A 21,842-nucleotide genomic window follows, 5' to 3' on the forward strand; every position below is an offset into this window, starting at 1 on the left:
TGTGAAACAGGTCACGAACTAAACGACCAATACGGAACTTACGACCTAACCCTTACGAGGCGCCCACCAGTTACCTAGCGTCCCCGCCCAACGTTCGCAACGAAGCGAGGAGTACTCGATGGGTACGGCATGGAGACGAGCGGTGGCGGTCGCCGCCGCCGGACTGGTGCTCGCGGGGTGCGGTCAGGGGGCGAAGAGCGCGAGCGGCGGTGACTCCATCACGAAGCTGGAGATCATGGCACCCGCCGACCCCGGTGGTGGCTGGGACCAGACGGCACGGGCGATGCAGTCGGCGGTGAGCGGCGCCAAGCTCGCGAACTCCGTGCAGGTCACGAACGTCGGCGGCGCCGGCGGCACGGTCGGCCTGCAGAAGCTCCTCAACGAGCGTTCCGAGTCGTTCCTGATGATCACCGGCCTGGTCATGGTCGGCGCGGTGGAGACCAACGCGTCGCAGGCCCGGCTGGAGGAGACCACGCCGATCGCGCGGCTGACGGCCGAGGACGAGGTCGTCGTGGTGCCGGCCGACTCGCCGCACAAGACGATCGACGACCTGCTGGCCGCCGTCAACGAGAAGGGCAAGGGCGTCTCGATCACCGGCGGCTCGGCCGGCGGCACCGACCACATCCTCGCCGGGATGCTGCTCAAGGCGAAGAACATCGACCCGTCCAAGCTGAACTACGTGCCGTACTCCGGCGGTGGCGAGTCGCTGGCGGCGTTGCTGGGCAAGAAGGTCGACGCGGGCATCTCCGGCATCGGCGAGTACAAGGAGCAGATCAAGGCGGGCAAGCTGCGCGCGCTGGGCACGTCCGGCCCGAACCCGGTCCCCGACCTGAACACGCCGACGTTCAAGGACCTGGGCGTCGAGCTGATCAACTGGCGCGGCGTCGTGGCGCCCGCGTCGATCACGGCCGAGGCCAAGACCCGCCTCACCAAGCTCGTCACCGACATGCACGCGAGCCAGCAGTGGAAGGACGAGCTGTCCAAGAAGGGCTGGACGGACACGTTCCTGACCGGTTCCGAGTTCTCCACGTTCATGGCCAAGGAGATCGGCCGCGTCAAGCCCGCACTGCAGGACATCGGGCTCGTCAAGTGATTGCCGCAAAAATCGAGGAGTACGCGTTCGGCGGTCTGGTCGCGTCGATCGGGGTCTTCACCCTGATCGACGCGGGCACGATCGCCGCGCGCGATGACAACGCCGTAGGACCGCGCGCGTTCCCTTACGCCGTGGGCATTCTGCTCGTCGCGACGGGCATCGCGGCCATCATCGCGACCGCCCGCGGAAAGCTCGGCCACGCCGAGGAGGGTGAGGACGTCGACGAGAACGTCCGCACCGACTGGGTCACCGTGGGCAAGCTGGTGGCCGTGCTGATCGCGCACCTGGTGCTGATCGACCTGATCGGCTGGCCCGTCGCGGCGGCGCTGCTGTTCTTCGGCGCTGCCTGGTCTCTGGGCGCGATCTGGTGGAAGGCACTGCCGATCGCGATCGTGCTGGCTCTCGTCGTGCAGGTGGTGTTCGCGTACGGCCTGGGCCTCTCGCTGCCGGCCGGGATCTTCGAAGGGGTGCCGTTCCTCGATGGATAGCATCACCATGCTGCTGGAGGGTTTCGCGACCGCCGCGCAGCCCGAGTACCTGCTGTACGCGCTGCTGGGCGTCACGCTCGGCACGGCCGTCGGCGTGCTCCCCGGCATCGGACCGGCGATGACGGTGGCGTTGCTGCTGCCGCTGACGTACACGCTGGAACCGACCGCCGCGCTGATCATCTTCGCGGGCATCTACTACGGCGGCATGTACGGCGGCTCGACGACGTCGATCCTGCTCAACACCCCGGGCGAGTCGGCGTCCATCGTGACTGCCCTGGAGGGCAACAAGATGGCGAAAGCCGGGCGCGGTGCGGCCGCGCTCGCCACTGCGGCCATCGGTTCGTTCGTGGCGGGCACGATCGCCACGGTGCTGCTCACCCTGCTGGCCCCGACCATCGCGGACGTCGCGGTGCAGCTCGGCCCGGCCGACTACGTGGCGTTGATGGTGGTGGCGTTCACGACCGTGGCGGCACTGCTCGGGTCCTCCCCCGTGCGCGGCCTCGCGTCGTTGGGGCTCGGTCTGTTCATCGGTCTCGTCGGCACCGACACGTTGTCCGGTCAGCAGCGCTTCACCCTCGGGGTGGCGACGATGGCCGACGGGATCGACGTGGTCGTGGTGGCGGTCGGTGTGTTCGCGGTCGGCGAGGCGCTGTACGTGGCGTCGCGGCTGCGGCACGGGCCGATCGAGGTCATCCCGATCGGCGGCAGGTGGATGACGCGCGAGTTCTGGGCGCGCTCGTGGAAACCGTGGCTGCGTGGCACGTTCATCGGCTTCCCGATCGGCACGGTGCCGGCCGGTGGCGCGGACGTGTCGACGTTCCTGTCGTACGCGGCGGAGAAGAAGCTGGCGAAACGGCCGGAGGAGTTCGGCAGGGGCGCGATCGAGGGCGTGGCGGGTCCGGAGGCGGCCAACAACGCCGCCGCGGCAGGCGTTCTGGTGCCGTTGCTGACGCTCGGGCTTCCCACGACCGCGACAGCCGCGGTGATCGTGGCGGCGTTCCAGAGCTACGGCATCCAGCCGGGACCGTTGCTGTTCACCAACAACGGCCCGATGGTCTGGGCGTTGATCGCGTCGCTCTACATCGGCAACGTGATGCTGCTCGTGCTGAACCTGCCGCTGGTGAAGATCTGGGTGAAGGTGCTGCAGATCCCGCGGCCGTACCTCTACGCGGGCATCCTGCTGTTCGCGGCGCTGGGCACCTACGCGGTGAACTTCGTCGTGGACGACCTGATCGTGCTGCTGGTGATCGGTGTGATCGGCTTCTTCATGCGGCGCCACGGATATCCGGTCGCGCCGCTGGTCGTCGGCCTGATCCTCGGGCCGATGGCGGAGGAACAGGTCCGGCGCACCCTGCAGATCAGCGAGGGCTCGCTCGGCGCGCTCGTCGCCAGCCCGTTCGCGGCGATCGCCTACAGCATCCTGGTGTTGCTGCTCGCGATCACCGTGGTGCTTCGGTTGCGCCGCAAGAAGGCTGAAGTCACCGTCTAACCGCGCACGGCGGCAAGCGCCTGTTCGTACAGTTCGAACGCATCAGCCTTGCCGCCGTGGCGGACCCACAGTTCCGTCGCGGTGTCGACGCACGCGAACACCGCGGCGATGACACCCATCGCGCGGGCGTCCGGGATCTCGCCGGACTCGATGCCCATCCGCTTCTCGATCACGGGCACGAGCGAACGCTGCCACCTCAGCCGCTTCTCCAGGTACCTGGAGTGCAGCGACGGGTTGGTGAAGATCAGCCCGGAGATCTCCAGCACCCGCTGCGGGGTGTGGTTGCCCGCGGTGAGCAGCGTGGTGAACCCGGCCCGCAGAGCGTCCCAGGTGGACATCTCGGGATCCTGGGCCTCGACCGTGGCGACCAGCAACTCGCCCAGCGCGTCCTGCTCGCCGCAGACGAGATCTTCCTTGGTGCCGAAGTACCGGAACAGCGAGCGCTGCGACACACCCGCCCTCGTGGCGACCTGGGCCATGGTGGTCGCCTCGTACCCCTGCTCCGCGAACAGGGTCAGCGCCGTGTCGACGATCTCGGCGACCACGGCCTGACGCGACCGGTCCCACAGCGTCGACGACTTCTCCATGAACCCCACTCTATCCGCGTTGCACCATCCGCCCGATCATCCGCGCGCCCATCGCCCGGGAGGCCAGGTGACGTCCGGCGAACGCCAGCACCCGGTTCATCCGGCCCGAGATCACCCCGACCGGCGTGACCCGGCGGTCCAGCGCGCGCAACGCGGTCTCGACGACCTCGCCGGAGGTCTGCATCCGCAGGCCTCCCGTCATGTCCTCGCTGCCGGAGACCTCGAAGAACTCGGTGCGGGTCGCGCCGGGTGACAGGGCCATGACGCGCAGGCCAGTGCCGCGCGACTCGACCCACAGGCCTTCGGTGAAGCTCACCACGAACGCCTTCGTCGCGCCGTAGACCGAGGACCAGGGCGTCGCCTGGTAGGCCGCCATGCTCGCCACGTTCACGAGGAAGCCGTGACCGTTGGCGCGCAACGACTCGATGAACGCCCTGCTGATCTCGACGACGGCGTTGACGTCGACCGCGACCTCCTGCCGCAGCCGTTCGGGCTCCTCCTCGTGGAATGCCCCGAAGTTCCCGAACCCGGCGTTGTTGATCACGCTGGTGACCCCGAACTCGGCGACCTCCGCCGCCAGCCGTTCGCCGATACCCGGCTGGGCGAGGTCCGCGGCCACGACGTGCACGGTCACGCCGTGCGCCGCCCGCAGCTGTTCGGCCAGTTCCTCCAGCCTGTCCTTGCGGCGCGCGACCAGCACGAGGCTCGATCCCCGTGCCGCCAGCCGCCGCGCGAACTCCGCGCCGATGCCCGAACTCGCTCCGGTGACCAGCACCGTTTGCTTCCTGAAGTCGACTCCCATGCCGACACCGTACGCCTACCTGGCAGTCACTGCCAAGCTGTCCTTTTCTGCCTGAATACGTCCGTAACGTTGCCGGAGGAGCGACGATCTTGGGGCGTGGGAGGACAACGGTGATCCGGCGGCCCCGGCTCGAAGGGCTGCTCTGCACGACGAGGCTCACGACGCTCGTCGCCCCCGCCGGGTACGGCAAAACGACACTTCTGACGCAGGCGCACACCGACCGTCCGGTCGTGTGGCACACCTGCCAGGAAGGCCATCGGCTGGTGCAATCGATGGCGTCCGCCCTGGCAGCCGGGTGGACCAGCGTGCCGTCGGTGTCCGGGGAGGACGAGTCCGGACGCGCGCACGCCCTCGCCGGGCTGCTGGCCGACGCCTGGCCGGAGGACGTGCTGATCGTCCTGGACGACATTCACGTGCTGAGACAGGAAGATTCGGCCGTTCAGCTGCTGGAGGCGCTCTGCCTGCAGCTGCCGCCGAGTGCCCGGCTGGTGCTGTCCGGACGGACGCCCGCGCCGTTCTCGTTGCGGCGACTGAAGGTCGACGGCGAACTGACCGAGATCACCGCGGCACAGCTCGCGTTCACGACGGAAGAAACCGCTGTGGTCGCTGGAAACGACGTGCACGACGTCACCGGCGGATGGCCGATCGCGGTGCGGCTGGTGGCGGAGACGGGAACGGTCGAGGAGCTCGGCGACCTGGTCGACGAGGTCGTGGGCAGAGAACCACGACAGACCCGCGAGCTGCTCAGGACCGCGGCCGCGTTCGATCGGTTCACCATCGATCTGCTGACCTCGCTGGGGCACACCGAGGCCGCGGTGATCCTGCCCGATCTGGCCCGGCGCGGGCTGTTCGTCGAACACGTCCGGGCCGAACCGGGCTGGTTCGCGCTCGTGCCGCTGGCGCGGGAGTTCCTGGAACCGGCGGCAGGCGTGCACGCGGCGGCAGCGCGCTGGTTCACCTCAAGGGGAGAGTACGTCCGCGCGGTGGATTCCCTTGCGGCACTGGAAGACTGGCCCGGCGTCACGGCGTTGCTCGGCGACGTGCTGCGAACGCGCGGCGCGGACGCCGTGCTGACCGCGACAAGCCTTGTGCCAGAAGAAGAACGCACGGCCGAGGTCTGGCAGCTCGAAGGCGTCGCGCACCAGTTGCGCGGCGAGTGGCTGCCGGCGGCGGACCGGTTCACCCAGGCCACCGCGGACGGCCTCACCGCAGAACTGGCCTGGCGCATGGCGTGGATCCAGCACCTGCGCGGCGGACCCCAGGACGCGCTGAAGATCTGCGACGAGTACGTGCCGGACGGCGGCCATCCCGAGGCGGAGTCGATGCTGCTGAGCACCGCCGCGAGTGCGCACTGGGCGTTGGGAGATCTGGAGTCGGCCGCGGGAAAGGCTGTTGCCGCGCTGGAGATCGCCACGAGCGACGGTGGCATGGGCACCGCGCACACCGTTCTCGCGATGGTCGCCGCGGCGCAAGGAAAACGTGACGAACTGACCGAGCACTACGACATCGCGCTCGACCACGCGCAGAAGGCCGGCGACGTGCTCGGTGTCATCCGCATCCGCTCGAACCGCGCGTCGCACCACGTCGAGGCGGGTGAGCACGGGGCGGCGTTGCGGGAGATCGAGGAGATGCTGCCGCTCGCGGACGTCACCGGGTTCGCCACCTACCGGGCGATCGGGCTGCACAACCGCGGCGAGGCGTTGCTCGGCCTCGGCAGGCTGGACGAGGCGGCGGCCGATTTCCACGCGGCACAGAAGGTCTTCGACCAGGCCGGGAGCTGGCTCGCGGCGGCACCGCTGGTCTACCTGGGTGAGGTGCACCGGTTGCGCGGCGACCGTGCGCTGGCGGCGTTCGCGTTGCACGAGGCACTCAGGCTCGCGGCGGCCAAGAACACCGTGCCGCACCTGGTCCTCGCTCATGTCGGGCTCGCCGAGCTGTTCTCCGGCGACGACCCCGACCTGGCTCGTGAGCACGCCCGCAAGGCGTTGGAGCTGGGGGAAAGCGTGGCGGCGCTGCTCGTGCTGGGGTGGCTCGACCACGACAAGGGCCTGTGCCAGGAGGCGGCGGAGATCGCGACCCGGCGGGGTGACCGGGCAGGGTTCGCGCGGTCGTTGCGGCTGCGGGGAGTGCTGGAACGCGACCCGGTGCTGCTCGACCAGGCACTGACGTTGTGGCGCGAGATCGGCAACCCGCTCGGCGAGGTCCGGGTGCGCACGGCCCAAGCGGCGCTGATCGGTGGTGCGGCGGGAGAACAGCTGGCGCTGGAGGCACGGCGGCAGGCCGCGGATCTCGGTGCGCGGGTGCTCGCCGAAGCCGCCGCCGGCGTCGCCGAGACGTGCCGGAAGGCGGCCAGACCGGCGTTGTTCATCCAGACGCTGGGCGGGTTCCGGGTGCTGCGCGACGGCGAACCGCTGCCGCCCGCCGCGTGGCAGTCGCGCAAGGCCAGGGACCTGGTGAAGATCCTCATCGCGCGGCGCGGGCGGCCGATCACCCGTGAGGCGCTGGGAAACCTGCTGTGGCCGGACGAGGAACCGGAGAAGGTCGCGAACCGGCTGGCGGTGGCGTTGTCCACGGCCCGCAGCGTGTTGCGGGCGGGCACGGGCATCGTGGCCGAGGGCGACGCGATCCGGCTCGACCCGGACGTGCTGCCCGTCGACGTGGCCGCGTTCCTGGCCGACGCGCGGGCCGGACTCGCTGCCGCACAACGGAACTCGTCCGAGGCGCGGTCACTGCTCGCGGCCGCCGAGTCCGCGTACCACGGGGACTTCCTGGAGGAGGACCCGTACGAGGACTGGGCGGCCCGGCTGCGCGAGGAGGCCCGGCTGATCTACCTGCAGGTGGTGGCGGTGCTCGCCGCACGGGCCGAGTCGGGTGGGGAGCACGCACTGGCGAGCAGGTACTGCCTTCGCGTGCTCGAACGCGACCCGTACGACGAGCCGGCGCACCTGATGCTGGTGCGCGTCCTCGCCGCGGCAGGGAGTCATGGCGAGGCCCGGAGGAGCTACCAGACCTACGTCACGCGGATGCGGGAGATCGAGGTCGACCCGCATCCGTACCCCGGAGTTCTCATTGGGAGCACACGACGTAGGGCGTGATCGACCAGCGGATGGCCTGGCCCTGCGCGTCCGTTCCCTCACCGGTGACGGTCGCGCCGGCGCCGGCCGGGGTGACGTCCTCGATGATCCCGCCGCCGACCGCGCCGCCGGCACTGACGACCTGCTCGTCACCTTGGCAGGCAACGGACTTCGAGGCGGTCTTGGTGACCACGACCGTCGGGGTGCCGCCGCGCAGCACCAGTCCCGGCCGCGTGCCGCAGATCGCGTGCGCCGTGACGTCGCCACCGGGGGTCTCGACCAGGCCGCTCTTGAGGTTGCTCTTGGGCGCCATCTTCGTGAAGTGCCCGCCGGCGGTCTCTCCCCCGACGCCGAGCGCTTTCCTGGTGCCGGGGCAGGCCGCCTCGGCGTTGTTCGTGCCGCTCTTGGACACCAGCGTGAACTCACCGGGCGCACAGGTCGCCCGCACCGTCACCGTCCACGGCAGCACGGTCCCCGCGCCGTGCTCGACCGCCGTGACCTCGGCGCTCGTGAGGTCGTCGCTCGGCCGTACACGCGTGATCGTGGTCCGCTCACCGGTCACCGCGCCGCCCGTGCCGACGACCTTCGTGCCGTTGGGGCAGTCGACCGAGACCGTCTTGCCCGCCGACGTGGGCGCGCTGGTGGCCTGCACCGTCACGACCTCCGTGCTCGCGTTCGCCACGCCCGGACTCGCCAGAGCCAGCACGAGCAGGGCCGTGCTCATCACCTTCACGTTCATCCCCCTTCGGGTCCGCGGGCCTGGTCAGCCCGCGGACCCGAAGGATGCCGCGCTCGCTTAAAGCCGTCTTAAGGCCGTCGGCTTTCAGGGGCAGCTGATCAGGACGTCGCCGTCGGTGGCGTCGAGGCAGGTGTCCACGCCGAGGCCGCCGTTGAGCGTGTCGTTGCCGGCCGCGCCCCAGATGAGGTCGTTGCCGTTCAACGCCGTGATGCTGTTCGCCAGCGCGTTGCCGACGAGGTGGTCGACGAAGTTGGTGCCGGTCAGGTTCTCCACGTCGCTCGCGACGTAGTCCTTGAGCGCCAGCGTGTCGTAGCCGTCGTCGGTGCCGGAGCCGATGGTCACCGAGACGCCGGAGTTCGGGTGAAGCGAGCTGCCGATGCTGTAGTCGACGCGGTCGATGCCGGTGCCTCCGTAGACGTTCACGCCACCGCGCTTGGGCCGCAGCTGGTCGACGCCGTCGCCGCCGCTGATCGTGCCCCTGGCGCGGGTCTCGATGACGTCGTTGCCCGCCTCGCCGTACACGTGGGCCGGCATCGCGTCGGCGTTGGTGTTGTCGTAGGCGACGTTGACCCGGTCGTTGAGGTCGTTCGCCCGGATCTGGATCGACGTGATCAGCTTCGTGGCGCCGGACTCGTAGACGCAGTTCACGTTGGCACCGCTGAGCGTGCAGCCGGCGCCGACGGCCAGCAGGTCACCGGAGTCGGTGATGGTGAGGCGGTGCAGCGCGGTGTCCAGGCCGACCGTGATGTTGTTCGTCTTGCCGGGTTCCGCCTCGACGATCAGCACGTTGTTCTGCACGTAGACGGTGGTGTGCGGTGCGGCGTGCGCGACGGCGGGCATCGCGATCGCGGCGAGAGCGGCGGCGCCCAGACCGATGAGCATTCTCATGCTGTGTTCTCCCCTTGGTGGTCGTTGCCTTGCGGGGAACAGCCTGCTCAGCGCTCTTTCGGTCATCTTCGGGTCGATTTAGGGCCGTCTTTCTGCTGGTAGCAGAACGCCCCTTTGCGGCCGTCCCGATGCTGTCACCATGACGACATGGCGGAGATCCTGGACTTCAAGCGCACCCCGGAGCCCCTGTGGCGGGAAGCCCTGGGCCGGAAGCTTCGCGAGACCAGGGAGGAGCGCGGCGACCGGCTGGTCGACGTGGCCGAACGGGCGGGCATCTCGGTGCAGTACCTGTCCGAGATCGAACGCGGCCGCAAGGAGCCGTCGAGCGAGATGATCGCGGCGGTCGCCGGAGCGCTCGGCATCGACCTGGCCGATCTGCTGATCGGCATCGCCGGCCAGGTCCGCAACCTCCGCGCCGCCGGCCCGTTCCAGAGCGGAGGCCACTTCCACACCTCACGCCCGACGGGCCGCCCCTCCGGTCCCGTGGCGATGGCGTTCGCCGCCTAGGCCCGCTGGTCCAGCACCCGGTCGACCAGCCCGTACTCGACCGCTCCCGCCGCGTCGAACACGCGGTCCCGGTCGGTGTCGTGGCGCAGTTCGGCCACGGTCCGGCCGGTGTGCCGGGCCAGGATCGCCTCCAGCTGCGTGCGCACCCGCACCACCTCGTCCGCCGCGAGGATGAGGTCCGGGATCGTGCCCCGCCCCTGCGCCGCCGGCTGGTGCAGCACGACCCTGGAGTGCGGCAGGACGGACCGCCGCCCTTCCGCGCCCGCGGCCAGCAACACCGCGCCCGCCGCGACCGCCTGCCCCACGCAGGTCGTGGCGACCGGCGCCTTGATGTAGCGCATGGTGTCGTACAGCGCGAGCATCGCCGACGGGTCGCCGCCCTCGCAGTTGATGTAGAGGTTGATCTCCATGTCGGGGTTGTCGGCCTCGAGGTGGAACAGCTGCGCGATCAACGCGTTGGCGACACCGGAGTCGATTCCGGTGCCCAGGTACACGATCCGTTCGGACAGCAGGTGCGAGTAGACGTCCATGACCCGCTCGCCGCGAGCGTCCCGCGTGATGACGTTGGGAATGGTGTAGGTGCTCATGCGACGGCTCCCGAGTGCAGTCCCAGCTTGTGCGTGCGGACGGGAACGACCTGCCCCAGGTCGCTGACGATGTGATCGATGAACCCGTACTCCCGTGCCTGCGCCGTGGTGAACCACCGGTCGTGCAGCGAGTCGGTGAAGATCCGGTCGAACGGCTGTCCGGTGTCCTCCGCGATCAGCCCGAGCACCGTGTCACGGGTGTGCCGCAGGTCGTCCGCCTGCACCTCCACCTCGACAGCGGACCCGCCGATGCCCGCACTCCCCTGGTGCATGAGGATCCGCGCGTGCGGCAACGCGAACCGCTTGCCCGGCGTCCCGGCGGACAACAGGAACTGCCCGGCGCTGCAAGCCAACCCCAGCGCCAACGTCGCCACATCACACGGCACCAACCGCATCACGTCACGAATGGCCAGCATCGACGGCACCGACCCACCCGGCGAGTTGATCCACAACGCGATGTCCTGCCGCGGATCATCACTCGCCAGCGACAACATCTGCGTGGCCAGCACCGTGCCGTTGTCGTCGTCGAGCGCGCCGTCGAGAATCAGCACCCGCTGACCGAAGAACCGTTCCCGCAGCCCTGGGCTGAAGAGCTTCTCGTTGTTCGTCATGGCACCGACGATGCCGGGCCGTACGACCGGTCCGCCTCTTTCTCTGCTGTGGGCAGATCAGCTCACAGCAGCCCTCACCTGGGCACGAAGTCGTCCGCCGGACGGCCAGGCACGTCGACGTCGATCGCGAACACCGCGCCGTCGTGCAGCGAAGGGCGGCGCAGGCCGTACTTGGCGGTGGTGATGAACAGGCGGGCCACGTCCGGGCCACCGAGGCAGACGCTCGTGGGCTGGCGTGCGGGAAGGGTGACCTCCCGGTCCAGACGGCCGTCCGGACGGTAGCGGCGCACGACGGACGCTCCCCAGAAGGCGATCCACACGTTGCCGACCACGTCGGTGGTCATGCCGTCCGGGGTCTGGTGCGGGGTGTGCAGGAAGACTCGGCGGGCGCCCAGTTCGCCGCCGTGGCCCACGTCGAAGCGGTGGACCACTCCCCGTGCGCTGTCGGCCAGGTACAGGTGCCTGCCGTCGGGGGAGAACGCCGGGCCGTTCGGGATCGTCAGTCCTTTGAGGACGGGTGAGGGCGATCCCAGGCGGTGCAGGGCGCCGGTGCCGGGTTCGGTGTCGTACGTCATTGTCGTGACCCAGAAGCGGCCGGCGGGGTCGGCGACGGCGTCGTTGACGCGCATGCCCTCGTCCGCGAAGGTTTCCTGCTGCGGGCCGTTCAGCAGGCCCGCGCCGGTACCGAACGCGGCCATCAGTTCGTCGCTGTCCCGCACTGGTGCCACGGCACCGACAGGCACGGGGAGGGCGGCGATCTCCTTGAACGGCGCGGGAACGTCGCCTCGGGTCTCCAGCACGCGGCCGGCCAGGAGGTCCACGACGACCAGCCTGCCGTTGATCCAGCGGGCGCCTTCGCCGAGTTCGAGCTGCTCGAAGTTCCACTGGGTCAGCGTCATCGGACGGTGCTCCCTGCTCGCAGATCCAGGTCGGCCTGGGTGGGCAGGCCCTGCCAGTCGCCAGGGGCGACGACGGCGAACGCGGCCACGGCGGTGAGTTCCGCCGCTCCTCCCTGCCGGAACGGGGCGGCGGCGCGGAACGCTCGCATGGTCTCGCCCGGGGTGAGCACCTCCGTCATGCCGTTCCTCCTCTGTGGGCGGTGATCGTCAGGCGCCAGCGCACTGAGCCCGAAGCGGGCACGACCGCCACCGGACGGGTGGTGTCGTGGCGGTCGAAGGTGCGGCCGAGCATGGGTTCGACGCCGACGCTGCGGTACGGATCGTCTTCCGGCCAGCCCTTCAGGTTGCGCCACAACGCGATGGAGACGGGCTGGTCGGCGCACTCGACGCGCAGGTCGAGCCGCTGGTCTCCGTCGATCACGCGGATCTGGCCGCGGTCGAGCACCGCGCCGGTCGCCGTGCCGTCGTCGGGTCCCAGCGAGTCCAGGCCGGCGGGCCACTCGCACAACTTCGGAACCGGATCGGCGATCAGCACGGAGGTGCCGGCCGGAGCGTCCAGACGGGCATCCGGGCTGACGTCGAGCAGGGCGTGCGCGGCCCACACGAACCGGTAACCGGGCTCGGCGATCAGTTCGTAGTCGGCGACGATCGCGCCACCGGCGGACGACATCGAGCGGCGGAACGTGAAGTCAGGGCAGTCCACACCGGTCCGATGCCACGGCCTGCTCCACGCGTCGCCGTGATCGGGCAGGCCGCGCACCGTCGGAACGCACTCCTCCAGGCCGCCCGCGTCGACGAACGCGGAGCCCGGCGTCACCTCGGCACGCGCGGGATCGGCCCGGTGCCACAGCCACTCGCGGTCGGCTGTGCGCAGCGAGGTCCAGCGTCCGCCGAGGCCGTGATCGACCTCGACGGACAGCGGCACAACCCTGTTGACCTGCACGGTTCGTCCCTGACATGATCAATCAGTAGTTAATTACTAATTTATCTTGCCACGGGTCGCCGTCAGGACCAACAGTCAGCTCGTCGAGCAGGCCGTTCCGTTGAGCGTGAACGACGCGGGCGCGGTGTTCCGGCTGCGGACCGAGCCCAGGAACCCGATCTCCACCTCACCGCGGGGCGAGATCGATCTCGTGTGCTCGACGCTGGTCGCGGTGACGGCCGAACCCCGCTGGGACACGGACGCGTTCCACATCTGCCGTACGGTCTGCCCGTCGGCGAACGACCACTTCAGCGTCCAGCCGTTGATCGCGGCGCCGCCGGTGTTCCTGATCGTGATCTTCCCCTGGAACCCGTCCTGCCACTGGCCGTCGAGCCGGTAGGCGACCGCGCAGGGTGGCGGCGGCGGAGTGGTCGTCACCACGGGAGGCGGAGGAGTGGTCGTGGGCAAGGACTTCGGCGGCTCGACGCGCTGCGCGGGAGGAGGAGCAGTGGTCGTTGTCGTGGCGTCCATGCCGTTGCAGGGCGCTCCCCACAGGCCGCGGTCCTCGCGGGCGGCACCGAGTTCGGCGTCGGCGAGCGCACCGGCGGCGGCCTGAGCCCTCAGCACGCCCTCCCGCACGGCGAGCAGCGCGTAGTCGGTGCCGTCCTCCAGCCGGAGGTTCACCTCGCCGGGCGTGAGCGAGCTGACGCGGACAGCCTTGCCCAGCAACGACTTCTCAGTGAACGTGCGCGCCGCGCCGGCCCAGCAGTCCGCGGGCGGCGCCAGCAACGAGACCTCGACGCGCTGGCCGGTGTCGAGCTCGACCGTGCGGCCGTCGATCACCGCACGCACGACGGCGGACACGTCACCGGTCGCCTCGTTGACCAAGGTCGGCTGACGCACCTGCACCGGGGCGGCGACGGGACGCGACTGGCCCTCGACCGTGCACGCGCACGCCAAAAGAACCAGGAGAAAAGACAAGGACTTCCGCAACACCAAGGACTCCCGCGCGCGTTCATGCAAACCTGCACGACCGTAGCGGTCTCCCGGCCCCGCTCACATCCGCCGTTCGGCCTTGATCAACCGCGGAACGGCCGTCACCGCGTCGGCGTCGCGGCGTTTCGCCGTCCCACTGGGGCATAATGGCAAAGTGCCCCGCCCCAAGCATGTTCCCGCGGACGATCTGGAATTCCCCGCGGAGCTGGATCCGGACCGCCCGAAAGGCGACCAGCTCAGGGAGATTCTGGAGGCCGTCGCGACCGACGCGGGGCCGGGCAGGCTGATTCCGTCGGAACGATTCATGGCCGAGCATTATCAGATCTCCAGGAGCACCGTCCGGCTGGTGATCAACCGGTTGGTGGCGGACGGGCTGCTGTACCGCCAGCACGGCAACGCCACCTTCACCGCGGAACGTCCTCCCACGCAGATCGACATGCTGACGTCGTTCACCCAGGATGTCGAGGCACGTGGCTCGGTGGCGGGCGCCAAGGTGCTGCTGGCCCTCGTGGAATCCGCGGGTGCCGAGATCGCCGGACGTCTGAACATTCCTCCGGGCGCACAGATTTTCCGGCTGGAAAGGCTCCGTTCGGTCGACGGCGAACCGTTCGCACTGGAGCGCACGAACCTCTCGCTCGACCATTTCCCCGGTATCGACCAATTCGACTGGTCGACGCATTCACTGCACAAGACGCTCACCGAACGGTTCGGCGTGGTGCCGGACTGGAATGACACGGCCATCAACGCCGTGTTGCCGCCGGCGCAGGACGCCGCGTTGCTGGGGATCGAGCCGAGCCAGCCGTGTCTCGTGCTCAAGGGCACGCTGCACGCGGCGGACGGCCGGGTGATCGAGGCGGGGCGGTCGCTCTACCGGGCCGACCGCTACACCGTGTTCACCACCGCGCGCCGATCGCGATGAGCGCGCAGCAGTTCGGCGCAGCGGTCCACCAGCACGTCCGCCGCACCCTGTTCCACCAGCGCGATGTAGGACTCGTAGAGCCCCTCGCGGTAGGCGTCGTGGTCAGGCAGGTAGCCGGCGTACCCGTCGGTGTAGCCGATCACCCTCGTGTGCGCGAACGGGCTGGCGGCCCTGATGCGCAACGCGATCGAGGAGAACAACTCGAAGGGCGTGTGCAGCCAGGCGACCTCGCCCAGCGACACGACGGTGACCGGCACCTCCGCCTCACCGGGTAGTCCCGCGGCGGCCAGGGTGCTGAGCATCAGCGTTCCCTCGTACCGGGTCTGCGCGATGCGGACGGCGGGGTCGTTCTCCTTGGCTGGCAACATCTTCCGCCATCCACGTTCGGCACCCTCGCGCAGTTGCCGGCACTCGGCGGGCGACGGCAGCGAGCGGTGAGGCAGTCGCAGCACGGTCCGCGTCAGCCGGATCGGTTCCTCGACGGGCCGACCGGACGACAGCAGTCCCGTGATCGACTCAGCGAGCCTGCCGCCGAGCGCGGACACCTCGGCGTGACCACGTCCCTGGCGGACGAACCGCGAACTGGCATCGCCCGCCGCACCCTGCAGGAACGCGACCACCGGGGCGAGCCCGGCCAGCTCCCTGCGGGTGGCGCCCGGCCAGTCCGCCGACCAGTCGAGGTTGTCGGCGCCCAGCACGGTCGGGTGGCTGGCGTAGTCGAAGAGCAACGCCGCCACCGTGCCGTCCGGGTGGTGCAACGTCAGCACGCCCACCGATCCGTCGTGCGGCCCGTCCTGCCGGTTGCGGTTGGCGCCGACCCGCGCCGCCGCGCCCTCGTGCCAGCGAGCGCTCACCGGTGTCCGATGTGGACGGATGCCGCCGGCCACCGCCCCGACCTGTTCGATCAGCCGCTCGACGAGTTCGGGTTCCCGCTGCGCCGGCATTCCCGGATGGATCGCCCCGGTCCACCCGTCCGGCCCGGAATGCGTGTGCGACGCGCAGACGAGGACGCGGTTCGCGGGAACTCCGGTCTCCTGCGCGACCACCGCCGCCAGCGCGTGGGTGAGCGAGACGTCCGTGGCCAGCGCGTCGAGCGTCACCCACACCACGCCCGGATCGTCGTGTGACGACAACCAGACCAGCGTGGCCTCCAGGTCGTCGTGCACGCCGGTGGCGACGCCCTCCCTGGACAGGTAGCCGCCCATCGGGTGGCCGGAGCCCGGCGTGATCACCGTGCGGCCGGCCGCGAGCAGGAGCGTCATCGAGTCAGCACCGGTTCGGTCAGGACCCCACCCCGTCCGGCCGTCTGCGCGAGCGCGGCCAACTCGTCCACATCACCGTCGCGCACCAGCACCTCCAGCAACATCGGCAGGTTGAGACCGGTCACGATCCGCACGCCACCCCGGCGTGCGGCCAGCAGCTTCGCGGCGTTGGCGGGCGTGCCACCGGGAAGATCGGCCAGCACGAGCACTTCCGGCGCGTCGCCGACGAGGTCCGCGAGCCGTTCGCCGTACGAGTCCGGGCTTTCCGCCGGGCCGAGCTCACACACCAGGAGCCGGGACTGCGGGCCGACCACGAGCTGGGCCGCGTCGGCGGCGCCGGACGGCAGTGCGCCGTGCCCGGCCAGCAGGACGGGTGTGGTCATCGCTCGTTCCTAACTCTTGGGCGCGGCGGGTGCGAACCAGCCGAGCCAGCCCAGCGCCACGCCGACCACGACGAAGATGCCGATGACCAGCACGGGCTTCAGCCTGGCCTTGGTCAGCAGCAGGTACGCGGCGGCGGTGACGAGCACGGGAAGCAGGTGGGGCAGCAGGTCGTCGAGCCGCTCCTGGATCGACACGGTCTGGGTGACCTGCTCGCCGTCGACCGTCGTGGTCTGCCGGTACGTCAGCGTGGTGACGACCTTGACGATCAACGGGATGAACCCGCCGAGCACGACGAACCCGAGCACGGTCGCGCCCTGGGAGAGGCGGTTCAGCGTTCCGGCGGCGAAGCGGGAGACCAGCCTCTTGCCCTCGCGGTAGGCGAGGCGGAACTGCCAGCGGCGCACCAGCGCGTACGGGACCAGCACCATGACCATTGCGAACGCCGGCCCGAGCCAGTTGCCCTGCAGGGCGAGCGAGGCGCCGATGGTGAAGACGATGCTGTTGTACAGTGCGAAGACGAGCGTGTCGCCGATGCCGGCCAGCGGCCCCATCAACGCGACCTTCGTGCTCTCCGCGGACTCCGGTGAGCGCGCCTCCTCCATCGCGATCGCCGACCCGAGGATCAATGGCCCGCCCACCAGCACCGAGGTGTTGAAGAACTGCATGTGCCGCTGCAGCCCCAGCGCGTAGTCATGCGCGTCCGGGTAAAGCCTGCGCAGCACGGGTTCCATGGCGTACGCGAACCCGAGCCCCTGCATCCGCTCGTAGTTCCACGACACCTGGCTGGACCAGAAGTACCGCCGGTAGGCCCTCCTGAGGTCCTGGTCGGTGAGCCGACGGTCCACATCGGACTCCTCGGCCGGTTCGGCGGCCACCGGCGCCTGCTCGCTCCGGCCGACGACCAGGAACGCGATCGCGACACCCAGCAACGCGATGCCCAGCAACGGCACCTTCATGTACGCGAACGCTACGAACCCGATGAGCAACAGGTACCAGTACTTCGACAGCTGCATCATCGACAGCAGCAACGCGAATCCCACCGCGGGCAACAAGGACCCGGCGAGCGTCATGCCGTTCACGAAGCCCGCGGGAATCCCCTTGGTGAGGTTCTCGACCACGCCACTGGACGCCGTCAGCGCCGCGAGGAACGTCGGCACCGCCCGGACTCCGCACCACGGCACGAGACCGAGCCAGTGAATTCTGGCCAGCCCGCGCGCGTCCCCCGCGGCCGCGTAGCGATCGGCGCGATGCACCATGCCGGTCGTGATCATCTTGCCGACTGGGTCCAAAGTGGACAGAAGCACGGCGGCGGGCAGCGCCACCGCGATGCCGACCGCCACCTGCGCGCTCAGCGGTCCCGCCGCGCTTCCCGCGAGCGCGGTGCCGACGATGGCCCCGGTCTGGTAGTCCGGAATCGTCGCGCCGCCGTACTGGTAGACCCCCAGAGCCACCAGTTCGAGCGTCGCGCCGATCGCCATGCCGAGCAGCGGGTCACCGGTGATGAGACCGGCGACCGACCCCGCCACCAGGGGCCGGCCCGCGAAGATGAGGAAGGGCCCGAGCACGTCGTAGGTGCAGATGACAGCCCACAGCGTCAAAGCCAGTGCCACGAGCATCGGCTTCTACAGCCCCTTCTTGTCGAGCAACGCGGTGAAGTCGGCGGCCTTGTCCCGCGGCATCATCTGCGCGACAACGGGAATCCCCTCGGCGGCGAGCCGGCGGTACCCCTCCGCGTCCTGCGCGGTCACCGCGATCGACCTGGTCACCATCGTGTACTGCTCGCCGGGGCGGGGTGCGACGTTCCCGACGTTCACCACCCCTGGCCGCACCCCGCCCTCGACGAGCCGGAACGCGTCGGCCGGATGCTTCGCTATCAGCATCACGTCCTCTCCCCAGACGCGTTCCACCACCTCGGCGACCGTGAGCACCTCGGTCGGCAGCCCCTCGCTGCCTGCGGGAGCAACATCCGCTGCAGTTCGTCACCGGCGACCTCGTCGTTGCACACGACCAGCTTCCGTACGCGCAACCCCCCGGTCCACGCGACGGTCACCTGGCCGTGGATCAACCGGTTGTCGACCCGCAGATGCACTCCCGCCATGCCCACTCCCCCTGGTCAGCCGACGTGCCTCGATACTGGTGCAAACCAGTATCGGCTGTCAACGGGCAGCACCGAACCGACCCAGCAGGGCCGTCGTTTCCACAGTGGATATTCCGAGCCCGGCGCAATGCGGGGATCCGGGGGCGCAGCGCCCCGGCTGGGGCCTGGGGGCTCGGCCCCCAGAAAACACCACGGGCGAGGTTGGGTTCGCGCTTTTCGCGAACACACCTCGCCCGAAGTACGTGCCCCCCGTGCGACTCGAACGCACACTGGACGGATTTTGAGTCCGCTGCCTCTGCCGATTGGGCTAGGGGGGCGTAGCTGGGTGAACTGTAGCGGATCACCCAACCGAGTTTCTTGCTGGGGACCCCTAGGACTTAACGAGTCGGCCGATCGCCGCCGACGCCTCCGCCAGCTTCTGCTCGGCCACCGGACCACCTTCCGCGGCGGCCTGGGCCACACAATGCTTCAGGTGCTCGTCGAGCAACCCCAGCGACACCGCCTGCAGGGCCTTCGTGGCCGCGGAGATCTGGGTGAGGACGTCGATGCAGTATTCGTCGTTCTCGACCATGCGCTGGAGACCACGGATCTGTCCCTCGATGCGGCGCAGTCGCTTGAGGTATGCGTCCTTGTCCGCGGTGTACCCGTGCATCGGCCCCTGACCTTCCCTACCCCTGGCGGGTATGTCGAGGATACCCGCACCGGATGGGGGTGCGTTATGTGCGACGCTGCTCCGTCGGCTGGAATGGGGAAGCGTCCGGCAAGCCCAGCAACGGGTCGAAGTGAGACGAGTAGCACCACATTTTGGACCCATAACACCCGTGTGGTTTACCGGGTAAATGCCCCGACCGGGCGGTTGCGGTCACATTTTAGCGGCGAAAGGTTCGCCGTTTTTCCTCGTGTGGACTATGGTGTTGTCGAAGCACGTGGTTACGTCGAGGATCCGCGTGCTATGTGAGTACCCAACGGAGGAACAGTGGCACAGCAGACCGTCGTCCAACTCATCGACGACCTCGACGGCGGAGAAGCCGACGAGACCGTGACCTTCGCACTTGACGGTGTCGAGTACGCCATCGACCTGTCGAAGGGAAATGCGGAGCGGCTTCGCGAGTCGCTGGCGGACTTCGTCGGCAAGGCCCGTCGTGCGGGTGGCCGCAAGCAGCGCAAGGGCACCGGCAAGTCCACGGTCAAGGCCACCGACAAGGCTGAGGCGCAGCGCATTCGTGACTGGGCCCGCGCGCAGGGGCACCAGATCTCGGACCGCGGTCGTATTCCGCAGAACCTGGTCGTGCAGTTCCAGGAAGCGCACGCCTCCTGACCTGCGTGAACAAGCGAGGTTTCCACACGTCGGCCGGGTCGCCGGCCGACGTGTTAACCCCAAAGATCTAACACATCCCGGTTCGTTCACACTATCCCCGGAACGCGGGATCAACGACCTGGAAAGTGTGCTCCGAACAGGCGTGACACCGCGGCGGCCTTGACCGCTGTCTCCTCGAATTCCTCGTCAGGGTCGGACAGTGAGATGACCGCTCCGCCGACTCCGAAACTCACCTGGTCCCCGTTCGCGACCAGCGTTCGGATGACGATGCTGAAGTCCGCGGCTCCGTTGAGCGAGAAGTAACCGAGCGCTCCCGAGTACACCCCACGTGGACCGGCTTCCAAGCCATCAAGGATCTGCATGGTCCGGATCTTCGGCGCACCGGTCATGGAACCGCCGGGAAACGCGGCTCGAACACATCGGACGGCAGAACTGTCCGGCCGAAGCCTGGCCCGCACGGTGCTCACCAATTGGTGTACGGTCGCATAGGTCTCGACGTCGAACAACCGCGTCACCTCGACCGAACCCACTTCCGCGCACGCACCGAGATCGTTGCGGACGAGGTCCACGATCATCAGGTTCTCCGCGCGGTCCTTGACCGATCGCGCCAACGTTGTGCGCAACATCTCGTCGTCCGCCGCATCAACACCTCGCGGCCGCGTCCCCTTGATCGGCGATGACTCCACGACGCGATCTCGGCCCACCCGGATAAATCGTTCGGGTGACGTGCTGAGCACGGAGAGGTCACCGAAACGCATCAACGCCCCGAACGGAACGGGATTAGCGGCGCGAAGCAGCCGATATGTGTCCCACGGGTCGAGCGTCGCACGCCACGACATCATGTTCGTCAGGCACGCCTCGTAGGTCTCCCCCGCCGTGATCGCTTCCTGGCACGCGCTGATCAGCTTCAGGTAGTGAGCGCGCGGATGGCGCAACGTCACCTCCGACACGACCGGCCGGGAAGGCTCCGGCAATGGCCTGAGCTGTCGCAGAACAGCCGAAACCTCGCCGAACCAGGTGTCGTCGGTCAGCGAGAGCAAATAGACGCAATCATCAACGTGATCGATGACCACGGCACGGTCCGCGAAGACGAACGACGCGTCGGGCTGCTCCGCGCGGTGCGTGAAGTCGCCGCCGCACTCCGCTTTCAGCTCGTAGCCGAGATACCCGACCCACCCGAGGGCGAAGTCGAACGGCACGTCCGGCTGCTCGACGCCCCACGCCGCCAGGTCGTCGTCCAGCCAGGAGAAGAAAGAAGGACAGGGTCGCGGCACTCCGTCGAGGGTGAGCACCTGGTCCTGCACGGAGTACTGCGCGACGCGGGCGAGGGGCCCGGAGGCGTCGCCCATGAAGGAGAACCGGCCGCCGGACCCGCTGTCCAGCCAGAACGCGGCCTCAGAGGCCCCGTGGAGCGCCGCGAACACCTGTTCCGCGTCCACGGCCACGCCCAACCGGCGGACGTGCACAGGGCGCTTCTGAGGCGTTGAGCGAACCAGCACCGGTTCCGGCACCGCGGCCGTCCGGGTCGGGGTCAGCGCGGCGAAGTTCGCGAGCATCTCGCGACCGAATTCGGTGCAGATCGATTCGGGATGGAACTGCACACCCCACGCGAGTCTGTCGAGAGCGCGCACACCCATCAACACGGAGTCCTCGCTCCACGCGATGGCTTCCAAAGTAGAAGGCAGATCCGTGACAGCCAGCGAGTGATACCGCACGACGTCGAACGGCGAGGGCAGCCCGGCGAACACGTCGACGCCCGTGTGCGCAACAGCGGAAACGATCCCATGGCGCGGCACGGGCGCAGGCCCCACGACAGCGCCGTACGACTGACACAGGCCCTGGTGGCCCAGGCACACGCCCAGCAACGGAATCGTGGCGTGGTCGATCACCGCGCGGCAGATGCCGAAGTCGGCGGGATTGCCGGGCCGGCCGGGTCCGGGAGAGATCACCACGTTGTCGAACGACCGCAGTGAGGCAAGCCGGAAGCGCGGGTCGTCGTTGTGGACGACCACGGGCTCGGCGCCGTTCACCTCAGCGAGGTGCTGAAAGAGGTTGAACGTGAACGAGTCGTAGTTGTCGATGAGCAGGGTTCGCATTCCAGGACGGCACTCTACCTGGCAAAACACCCGATCGGAGCAATGAGAGAGAGCGGCCACAAATCGTGACCGCCCTCCGGACT

Annotated in this window: 22 protein-coding genes, 1 tRNA gene and 1 pseudogene; 7 read left to right on the forward strand and 17 right to left on the reverse strand. The window is 69.0% G+C overall.

The annotated features are described in order from the left end of the window. Positions 1 to 118 precede the first annotated feature (118 nt). Genes ACIRG5_RS16005 through ACIRG5_RS16015 form a run of 3 tightly spaced genes read left to right on the forward strand, consistent with a single transcriptional unit; the run spans position 119 to position 3,070 of the window. A complete protein-coding gene (locus tag ACIRG5_RS16005) occupies positions 119 to 1,093 on the forward strand; it encodes a Bug family tripartite tricarboxylate transporter substrate binding protein (RefSeq protein WP_402905277.1) in 975 nt (324 codons plus the stop codon). Beyond that, positions 1,090 to 1,581 (forward strand): tripartite tricarboxylate transporter TctB family protein, encoded by a 492-nt coding sequence (locus tag ACIRG5_RS16010; protein WP_402905279.1) that lies wholly within the window; start codon positions 1,090 to 1,092, stop codon positions 1,579 to 1,581. The genes ACIRG5_RS16005 and ACIRG5_RS16010 overlap by 4 nt, the downstream gene beginning before the upstream one ends. Continuing rightward, a complete protein-coding gene (locus tag ACIRG5_RS16015) occupies positions 1,574 to 3,070 on the forward strand; it encodes a tripartite tricarboxylate transporter permease (RefSeq protein WP_402905281.1) in 1,497 nt (498 codons plus the stop codon). Before ACIRG5_RS16010 ends, ACIRG5_RS16015 begins: the two co-directional genes overlap by 8 nt. On the opposite strand, the gene ACIRG5_RS16020 is transcribed toward ACIRG5_RS16015, so the two are convergent. Both ACIRG5_RS16020 and ACIRG5_RS16025 read right to left on the reverse strand, forming a co-directional pair. Beyond that, complete coding sequence (locus tag ACIRG5_RS16020; RefSeq protein WP_402905283.1) at positions 3,067 to 3,657, reverse strand: TetR/AcrR family transcriptional regulator; 591 nt, start codon at positions 3,655 to 3,657, stop codon at positions 3,067 to 3,069. The genes ACIRG5_RS16015 and ACIRG5_RS16020 overlap by 4 nt on opposite strands. A 10-nt stretch (positions 3,658 to 3,667) precedes the next feature. Then, the gene (locus ACIRG5_RS16025; protein ID WP_402905285.1) at positions 3,668 to 4,459 is read right to left on the reverse strand and encodes an SDR family NAD(P)-dependent oxidoreductase; all 792 of its coding nucleotides are present in this window, start codon (positions 4,457 to 4,459) and stop codon (positions 3,668 to 3,670) included. A 110-nt stretch (positions 4,460 to 4,569) separates the two neighbouring features. Between ACIRG5_RS16025 and ACIRG5_RS16030 the strand changes: the two genes are divergently transcribed. Beyond that, on the forward strand, positions 4,570 to 7,554 hold the full coding sequence (locus ACIRG5_RS16030) for a BTAD domain-containing putative transcriptional regulator (protein ID WP_402905287.1): 2,985 nt from the start codon (positions 4,570 to 4,572) through the stop codon (positions 7,552 to 7,554). On the opposite strand, the gene ACIRG5_RS16035 is transcribed toward ACIRG5_RS16030, so the two are convergent. Together ACIRG5_RS16035 and ACIRG5_RS16040 are read right to left on the reverse strand one after the other, a co-directional pair. Beyond that, positions 7,526 to 8,257 (reverse strand): hypothetical protein, encoded by a 732-nt coding sequence (locus tag ACIRG5_RS16035; RefSeq protein WP_402905289.1) that lies wholly within the window; start codon positions 8,255 to 8,257, stop codon positions 7,526 to 7,528. The genes ACIRG5_RS16030 and ACIRG5_RS16035 overlap by 29 nt on opposite strands. A 99-nt stretch (positions 8,258 to 8,356) precedes the next feature. Beyond that, the gene (locus tag ACIRG5_RS16040; RefSeq protein ID WP_402905291.1) at positions 8,357 to 9,160 is read right to left on the reverse strand and encodes a calcium-binding protein; all 804 of its coding nucleotides are present in this window, start codon (positions 9,158 to 9,160) and stop codon (positions 8,357 to 8,359) included. Positions 9,161 to 9,307: 147 nt separating this feature from the next. Here ACIRG5_RS16040 and ACIRG5_RS16045 point away from each other — a divergent pair, with 147 nt between their 5' ends. After that, on the forward strand, positions 9,308 to 9,667 hold the full coding sequence (locus ACIRG5_RS16045) for a helix-turn-helix domain-containing protein (RefSeq protein WP_402905293.1): 360 nt from the start codon (positions 9,308 to 9,310) through the stop codon (positions 9,665 to 9,667). Here the strand turns inward: ACIRG5_RS16045 and ACIRG5_RS16050 are convergent. The 6 genes from ACIRG5_RS16050 to ACIRG5_RS16075 all read right to left on the reverse strand — a co-directional run bounded on the left by ACIRG5_RS16050 (position 9,664) and on the right by ACIRG5_RS16075 (position 13,682). Next, positions 9,664 to 10,254 (reverse strand): ClpP family protease, encoded by a 591-nt coding sequence (locus ACIRG5_RS16050; RefSeq protein ID WP_402905295.1) that lies wholly within the window; start codon positions 10,252 to 10,254, stop codon positions 9,664 to 9,666. The genes ACIRG5_RS16045 and ACIRG5_RS16050 overlap by 4 nt on opposite strands. Further along, positions 10,251 to 10,865: a ClpP family protease gene (locus ACIRG5_RS16055; protein WP_402905297.1), complete on the reverse strand. Its 615-nt coding sequence runs from the start codon at positions 10,863 to 10,865 to the stop codon at positions 10,251 to 10,253. Before ACIRG5_RS16055 ends, ACIRG5_RS16050 begins: the two co-directional genes overlap by 4 nt. A 74-nt stretch (positions 10,866 to 10,939) precedes the next feature. Next, positions 10,940 to 11,764 carry an SMP-30/gluconolactonase/LRE family protein gene (locus tag ACIRG5_RS16060; protein WP_402905299.1) on the reverse strand — a complete coding sequence of 275 codons (825 nt, stop codon included), beginning with the start codon at positions 11,762 to 11,764 and terminating at the stop codon, positions 10,940 to 10,942. Beyond that, positions 11,761 to 11,943 carry a hypothetical protein gene (locus ACIRG5_RS16065; protein ID WP_402905300.1) on the reverse strand — a complete coding sequence of 61 codons (183 nt, stop codon included), beginning with the start codon at positions 11,941 to 11,943 and terminating at the stop codon, positions 11,761 to 11,763. The genes ACIRG5_RS16060 and ACIRG5_RS16065 overlap by 4 nt, the downstream gene beginning before the upstream one ends. After that, a complete protein-coding gene (locus ACIRG5_RS16070; RefSeq protein WP_402905302.1) occupies positions 11,940 to 12,707 on the reverse strand; it encodes a hypothetical protein in 768 nt (255 codons plus the stop codon). The genes ACIRG5_RS16065 and ACIRG5_RS16070 overlap by 4 nt, the downstream gene beginning before the upstream one ends. Positions 12,708 to 12,782: 75 nt before the next feature. Continuing rightward, positions 12,783 to 13,682: a cellulose binding domain-containing protein gene (locus ACIRG5_RS16075; RefSeq protein WP_402905304.1), complete on the reverse strand. Its 900-nt coding sequence runs from the start codon at positions 13,680 to 13,682 to the stop codon at positions 12,783 to 12,785. Positions 13,683 to 13,761: 79 nt separating this feature from the next. Between ACIRG5_RS16075 and ACIRG5_RS16080 the strand changes: the two genes are divergently transcribed. After that, complete coding sequence (locus tag ACIRG5_RS16080) at positions 13,762 to 14,601, forward strand: GntR family transcriptional regulator (protein ID WP_402905306.1); 840 nt, start codon at positions 13,762 to 13,764, stop codon at positions 14,599 to 14,601. Here the strand turns inward: ACIRG5_RS16080 and ACIRG5_RS16085 are convergent. The 6 genes and pseudogenes from ACIRG5_RS16085 to ACIRG5_RS16110 form a co-directional block, all read right to left on the reverse strand. Further along, a complete protein-coding gene (locus ACIRG5_RS16085) occupies positions 14,565 to 15,863 on the reverse strand; it encodes a hypothetical protein (RefSeq protein ID WP_402905308.1) in 1,299 nt (432 codons plus the stop codon). The two genes, ACIRG5_RS16080 and ACIRG5_RS16085, sit on opposite strands and share 37 nt — an antisense overlap. After that, a complete protein-coding gene (locus ACIRG5_RS16090) occupies positions 15,860 to 16,246 on the reverse strand; it encodes a PTS sugar transporter subunit IIA (protein ID WP_402905310.1) in 387 nt (128 codons plus the stop codon). The genes ACIRG5_RS16085 and ACIRG5_RS16090 overlap by 4 nt, the downstream gene beginning before the upstream one ends. Before the next feature lie 9 nt (positions 16,247 to 16,255). Further along, positions 16,256 to 17,863: a PTS system mannose/fructose/sorbose family transporter subunit IID gene (locus ACIRG5_RS16095; protein ID WP_402905312.1), complete on the reverse strand. Its 1,608-nt coding sequence runs from the start codon at positions 17,861 to 17,863 to the stop codon at positions 16,256 to 16,258. A 6-nt stretch (positions 17,864 to 17,869) separates the two neighbouring features. Beyond that, positions 17,870 to 18,345, reverse strand: a pseudogene (locus ACIRG5_RS16100) (PTS system mannose/fructose/N-acetylgalactosamine-transporter subunit IIB). Between the two features lie 243 nt (positions 18,346 to 18,588). Continuing rightward, positions 18,589 to 18,662 (reverse strand) — tRNA-Leu (locus ACIRG5_RS16105). Positions 18,663 to 18,715: 53 nt separating this feature from the next. Beyond that, complete coding sequence (locus tag ACIRG5_RS16110) at positions 18,716 to 18,997, reverse strand: metal-sensitive transcriptional regulator (protein WP_319977198.1); 282 nt, start codon at positions 18,995 to 18,997, stop codon at positions 18,716 to 18,718. A 324-nt stretch (positions 18,998 to 19,321) separates the two neighbouring features. Here ACIRG5_RS16110 and ACIRG5_RS16115 point away from each other — a divergent pair, with 324 nt between their 5' ends. Beyond that, positions 19,322 to 19,663 (forward strand): Lsr2 family protein, encoded by a 342-nt coding sequence (locus ACIRG5_RS16115; RefSeq protein WP_030476951.1) that lies wholly within the window; start codon positions 19,322 to 19,324, stop codon positions 19,661 to 19,663. Positions 19,664 to 19,773: 110 nt separating this feature from the next. Here the strand turns inward: ACIRG5_RS16115 and pabB are convergent, their stop codons facing one another. Then, positions 19,774 to 21,759: an aminodeoxychorismate synthase component I gene (gene pabB / locus ACIRG5_RS16120; protein WP_402905314.1), complete on the reverse strand. Its 1,986-nt coding sequence runs from the start codon at positions 21,757 to 21,759 to the stop codon at positions 19,774 to 19,776. Positions 21,760 to 21,842: the final 83 nt, after the last annotated feature.

The sequence above is a fragment of the Lentzea sp. NPDC102401 genome, from assembly GCF_044765805.1.
GTDB classification, from domain to species: domain Bacteria; phylum Actinomycetota; class Actinomycetes; order Mycobacteriales; family Pseudonocardiaceae; genus Lentzea; species Lentzea sokolovensis.

Bases quoted from the DNA above. Each gene is read 5' to 3' on its own strand.
- ACIRG5_RS16110 (WP_319977198.1), bottom strand. From the start codon at position 18,997: ATGCACGGGTACACCGCGGACAAGGACGCATACCTCAAGCGACTGCGC.
- ACIRG5_RS16060 (WP_402905299.1), bottom strand. From the start codon at position 11,764: ATGACGCTGACCCAGTGGAACTTCGAGCAGCTCGAACTCGGCGAAGGC.
- ACIRG5_RS16005 (WP_402905277.1), top strand. From the start codon at position 119: ATGGGTACGGCATGGAGACGAGCGGTGGCGGTCGCCGCCGCCGGACTG.
- pabB (WP_402905314.1), bottom strand. From the start codon at position 21,759: ATGCGAACCCTGCTCATCGACAACTACGACTCGTTCACGTTCAACCTC.
- ACIRG5_RS16095 (WP_402905312.1), bottom strand. From the start codon at position 17,863: ATGCTCGTGGCACTGGCTTTGACGCTGTGGGCTGTCATCTGCACCTAC.
- ACIRG5_RS16015 (WP_402905281.1), top strand. From the start codon at position 1,574: ATGGATAGCATCACCATGCTGCTGGAGGGTTTCGCGACCGCCGCGCAG.
- ACIRG5_RS16055 (WP_402905297.1), bottom strand. From the start codon at position 10,865: ATGACGAACAACGAGAAGCTCTTCAGCCCAGGGCTGCGGGAACGGTTC.
- ACIRG5_RS16065 (WP_402905300.1), bottom strand. From the start codon at position 11,943: ATGACGGAGGTGCTCACCCCGGGCGAGACCATGCGAGCGTTCCGCGCC.
- ACIRG5_RS16035 (WP_402905289.1), bottom strand. From the start codon at position 8,257: ATGAGCACGGCCCTGCTCGTGCTGGCTCTGGCGAGTCCGGGCGTGGCG.
- ACIRG5_RS16045 (WP_402905293.1), top strand. From the start codon at position 9,308: ATGGCGGAGATCCTGGACTTCAAGCGCACCCCGGAGCCCCTGTGGCGG.
- ACIRG5_RS16020 (WP_402905283.1), bottom strand. From the start codon at position 3,657: ATGGAGAAGTCGTCGACGCTGTGGGACCGGTCGCGTCAGGCCGTGGTC.
- ACIRG5_RS16090 (WP_402905310.1), bottom strand. From the start codon at position 16,246: ATGACCACACCCGTCCTGCTGGCCGGGCACGGCGCACTGCCGTCCGGC.
- ACIRG5_RS16040 (WP_402905291.1), bottom strand. From the start codon at position 9,160: ATGAGAATGCTCATCGGTCTGGGCGCCGCCGCTCTCGCCGCGATCGCG.
- ACIRG5_RS16085 (WP_402905308.1), bottom strand. From the start codon at position 15,863: ATGACGCTCCTGCTCGCGGCCGGCCGCACGGTGATCACGCCGGGCTCC.
- ACIRG5_RS16050 (WP_402905295.1), bottom strand. From the start codon at position 10,254: ATGAGCACCTACACCATTCCCAACGTCATCACGCGGGACGCTCGCGGC.
- ACIRG5_RS16025 (WP_402905285.1), bottom strand. From the start codon at position 4,459: ATGGGAGTCGACTTCAGGAAGCAAACGGTGCTGGTCACCGGAGCGAGT.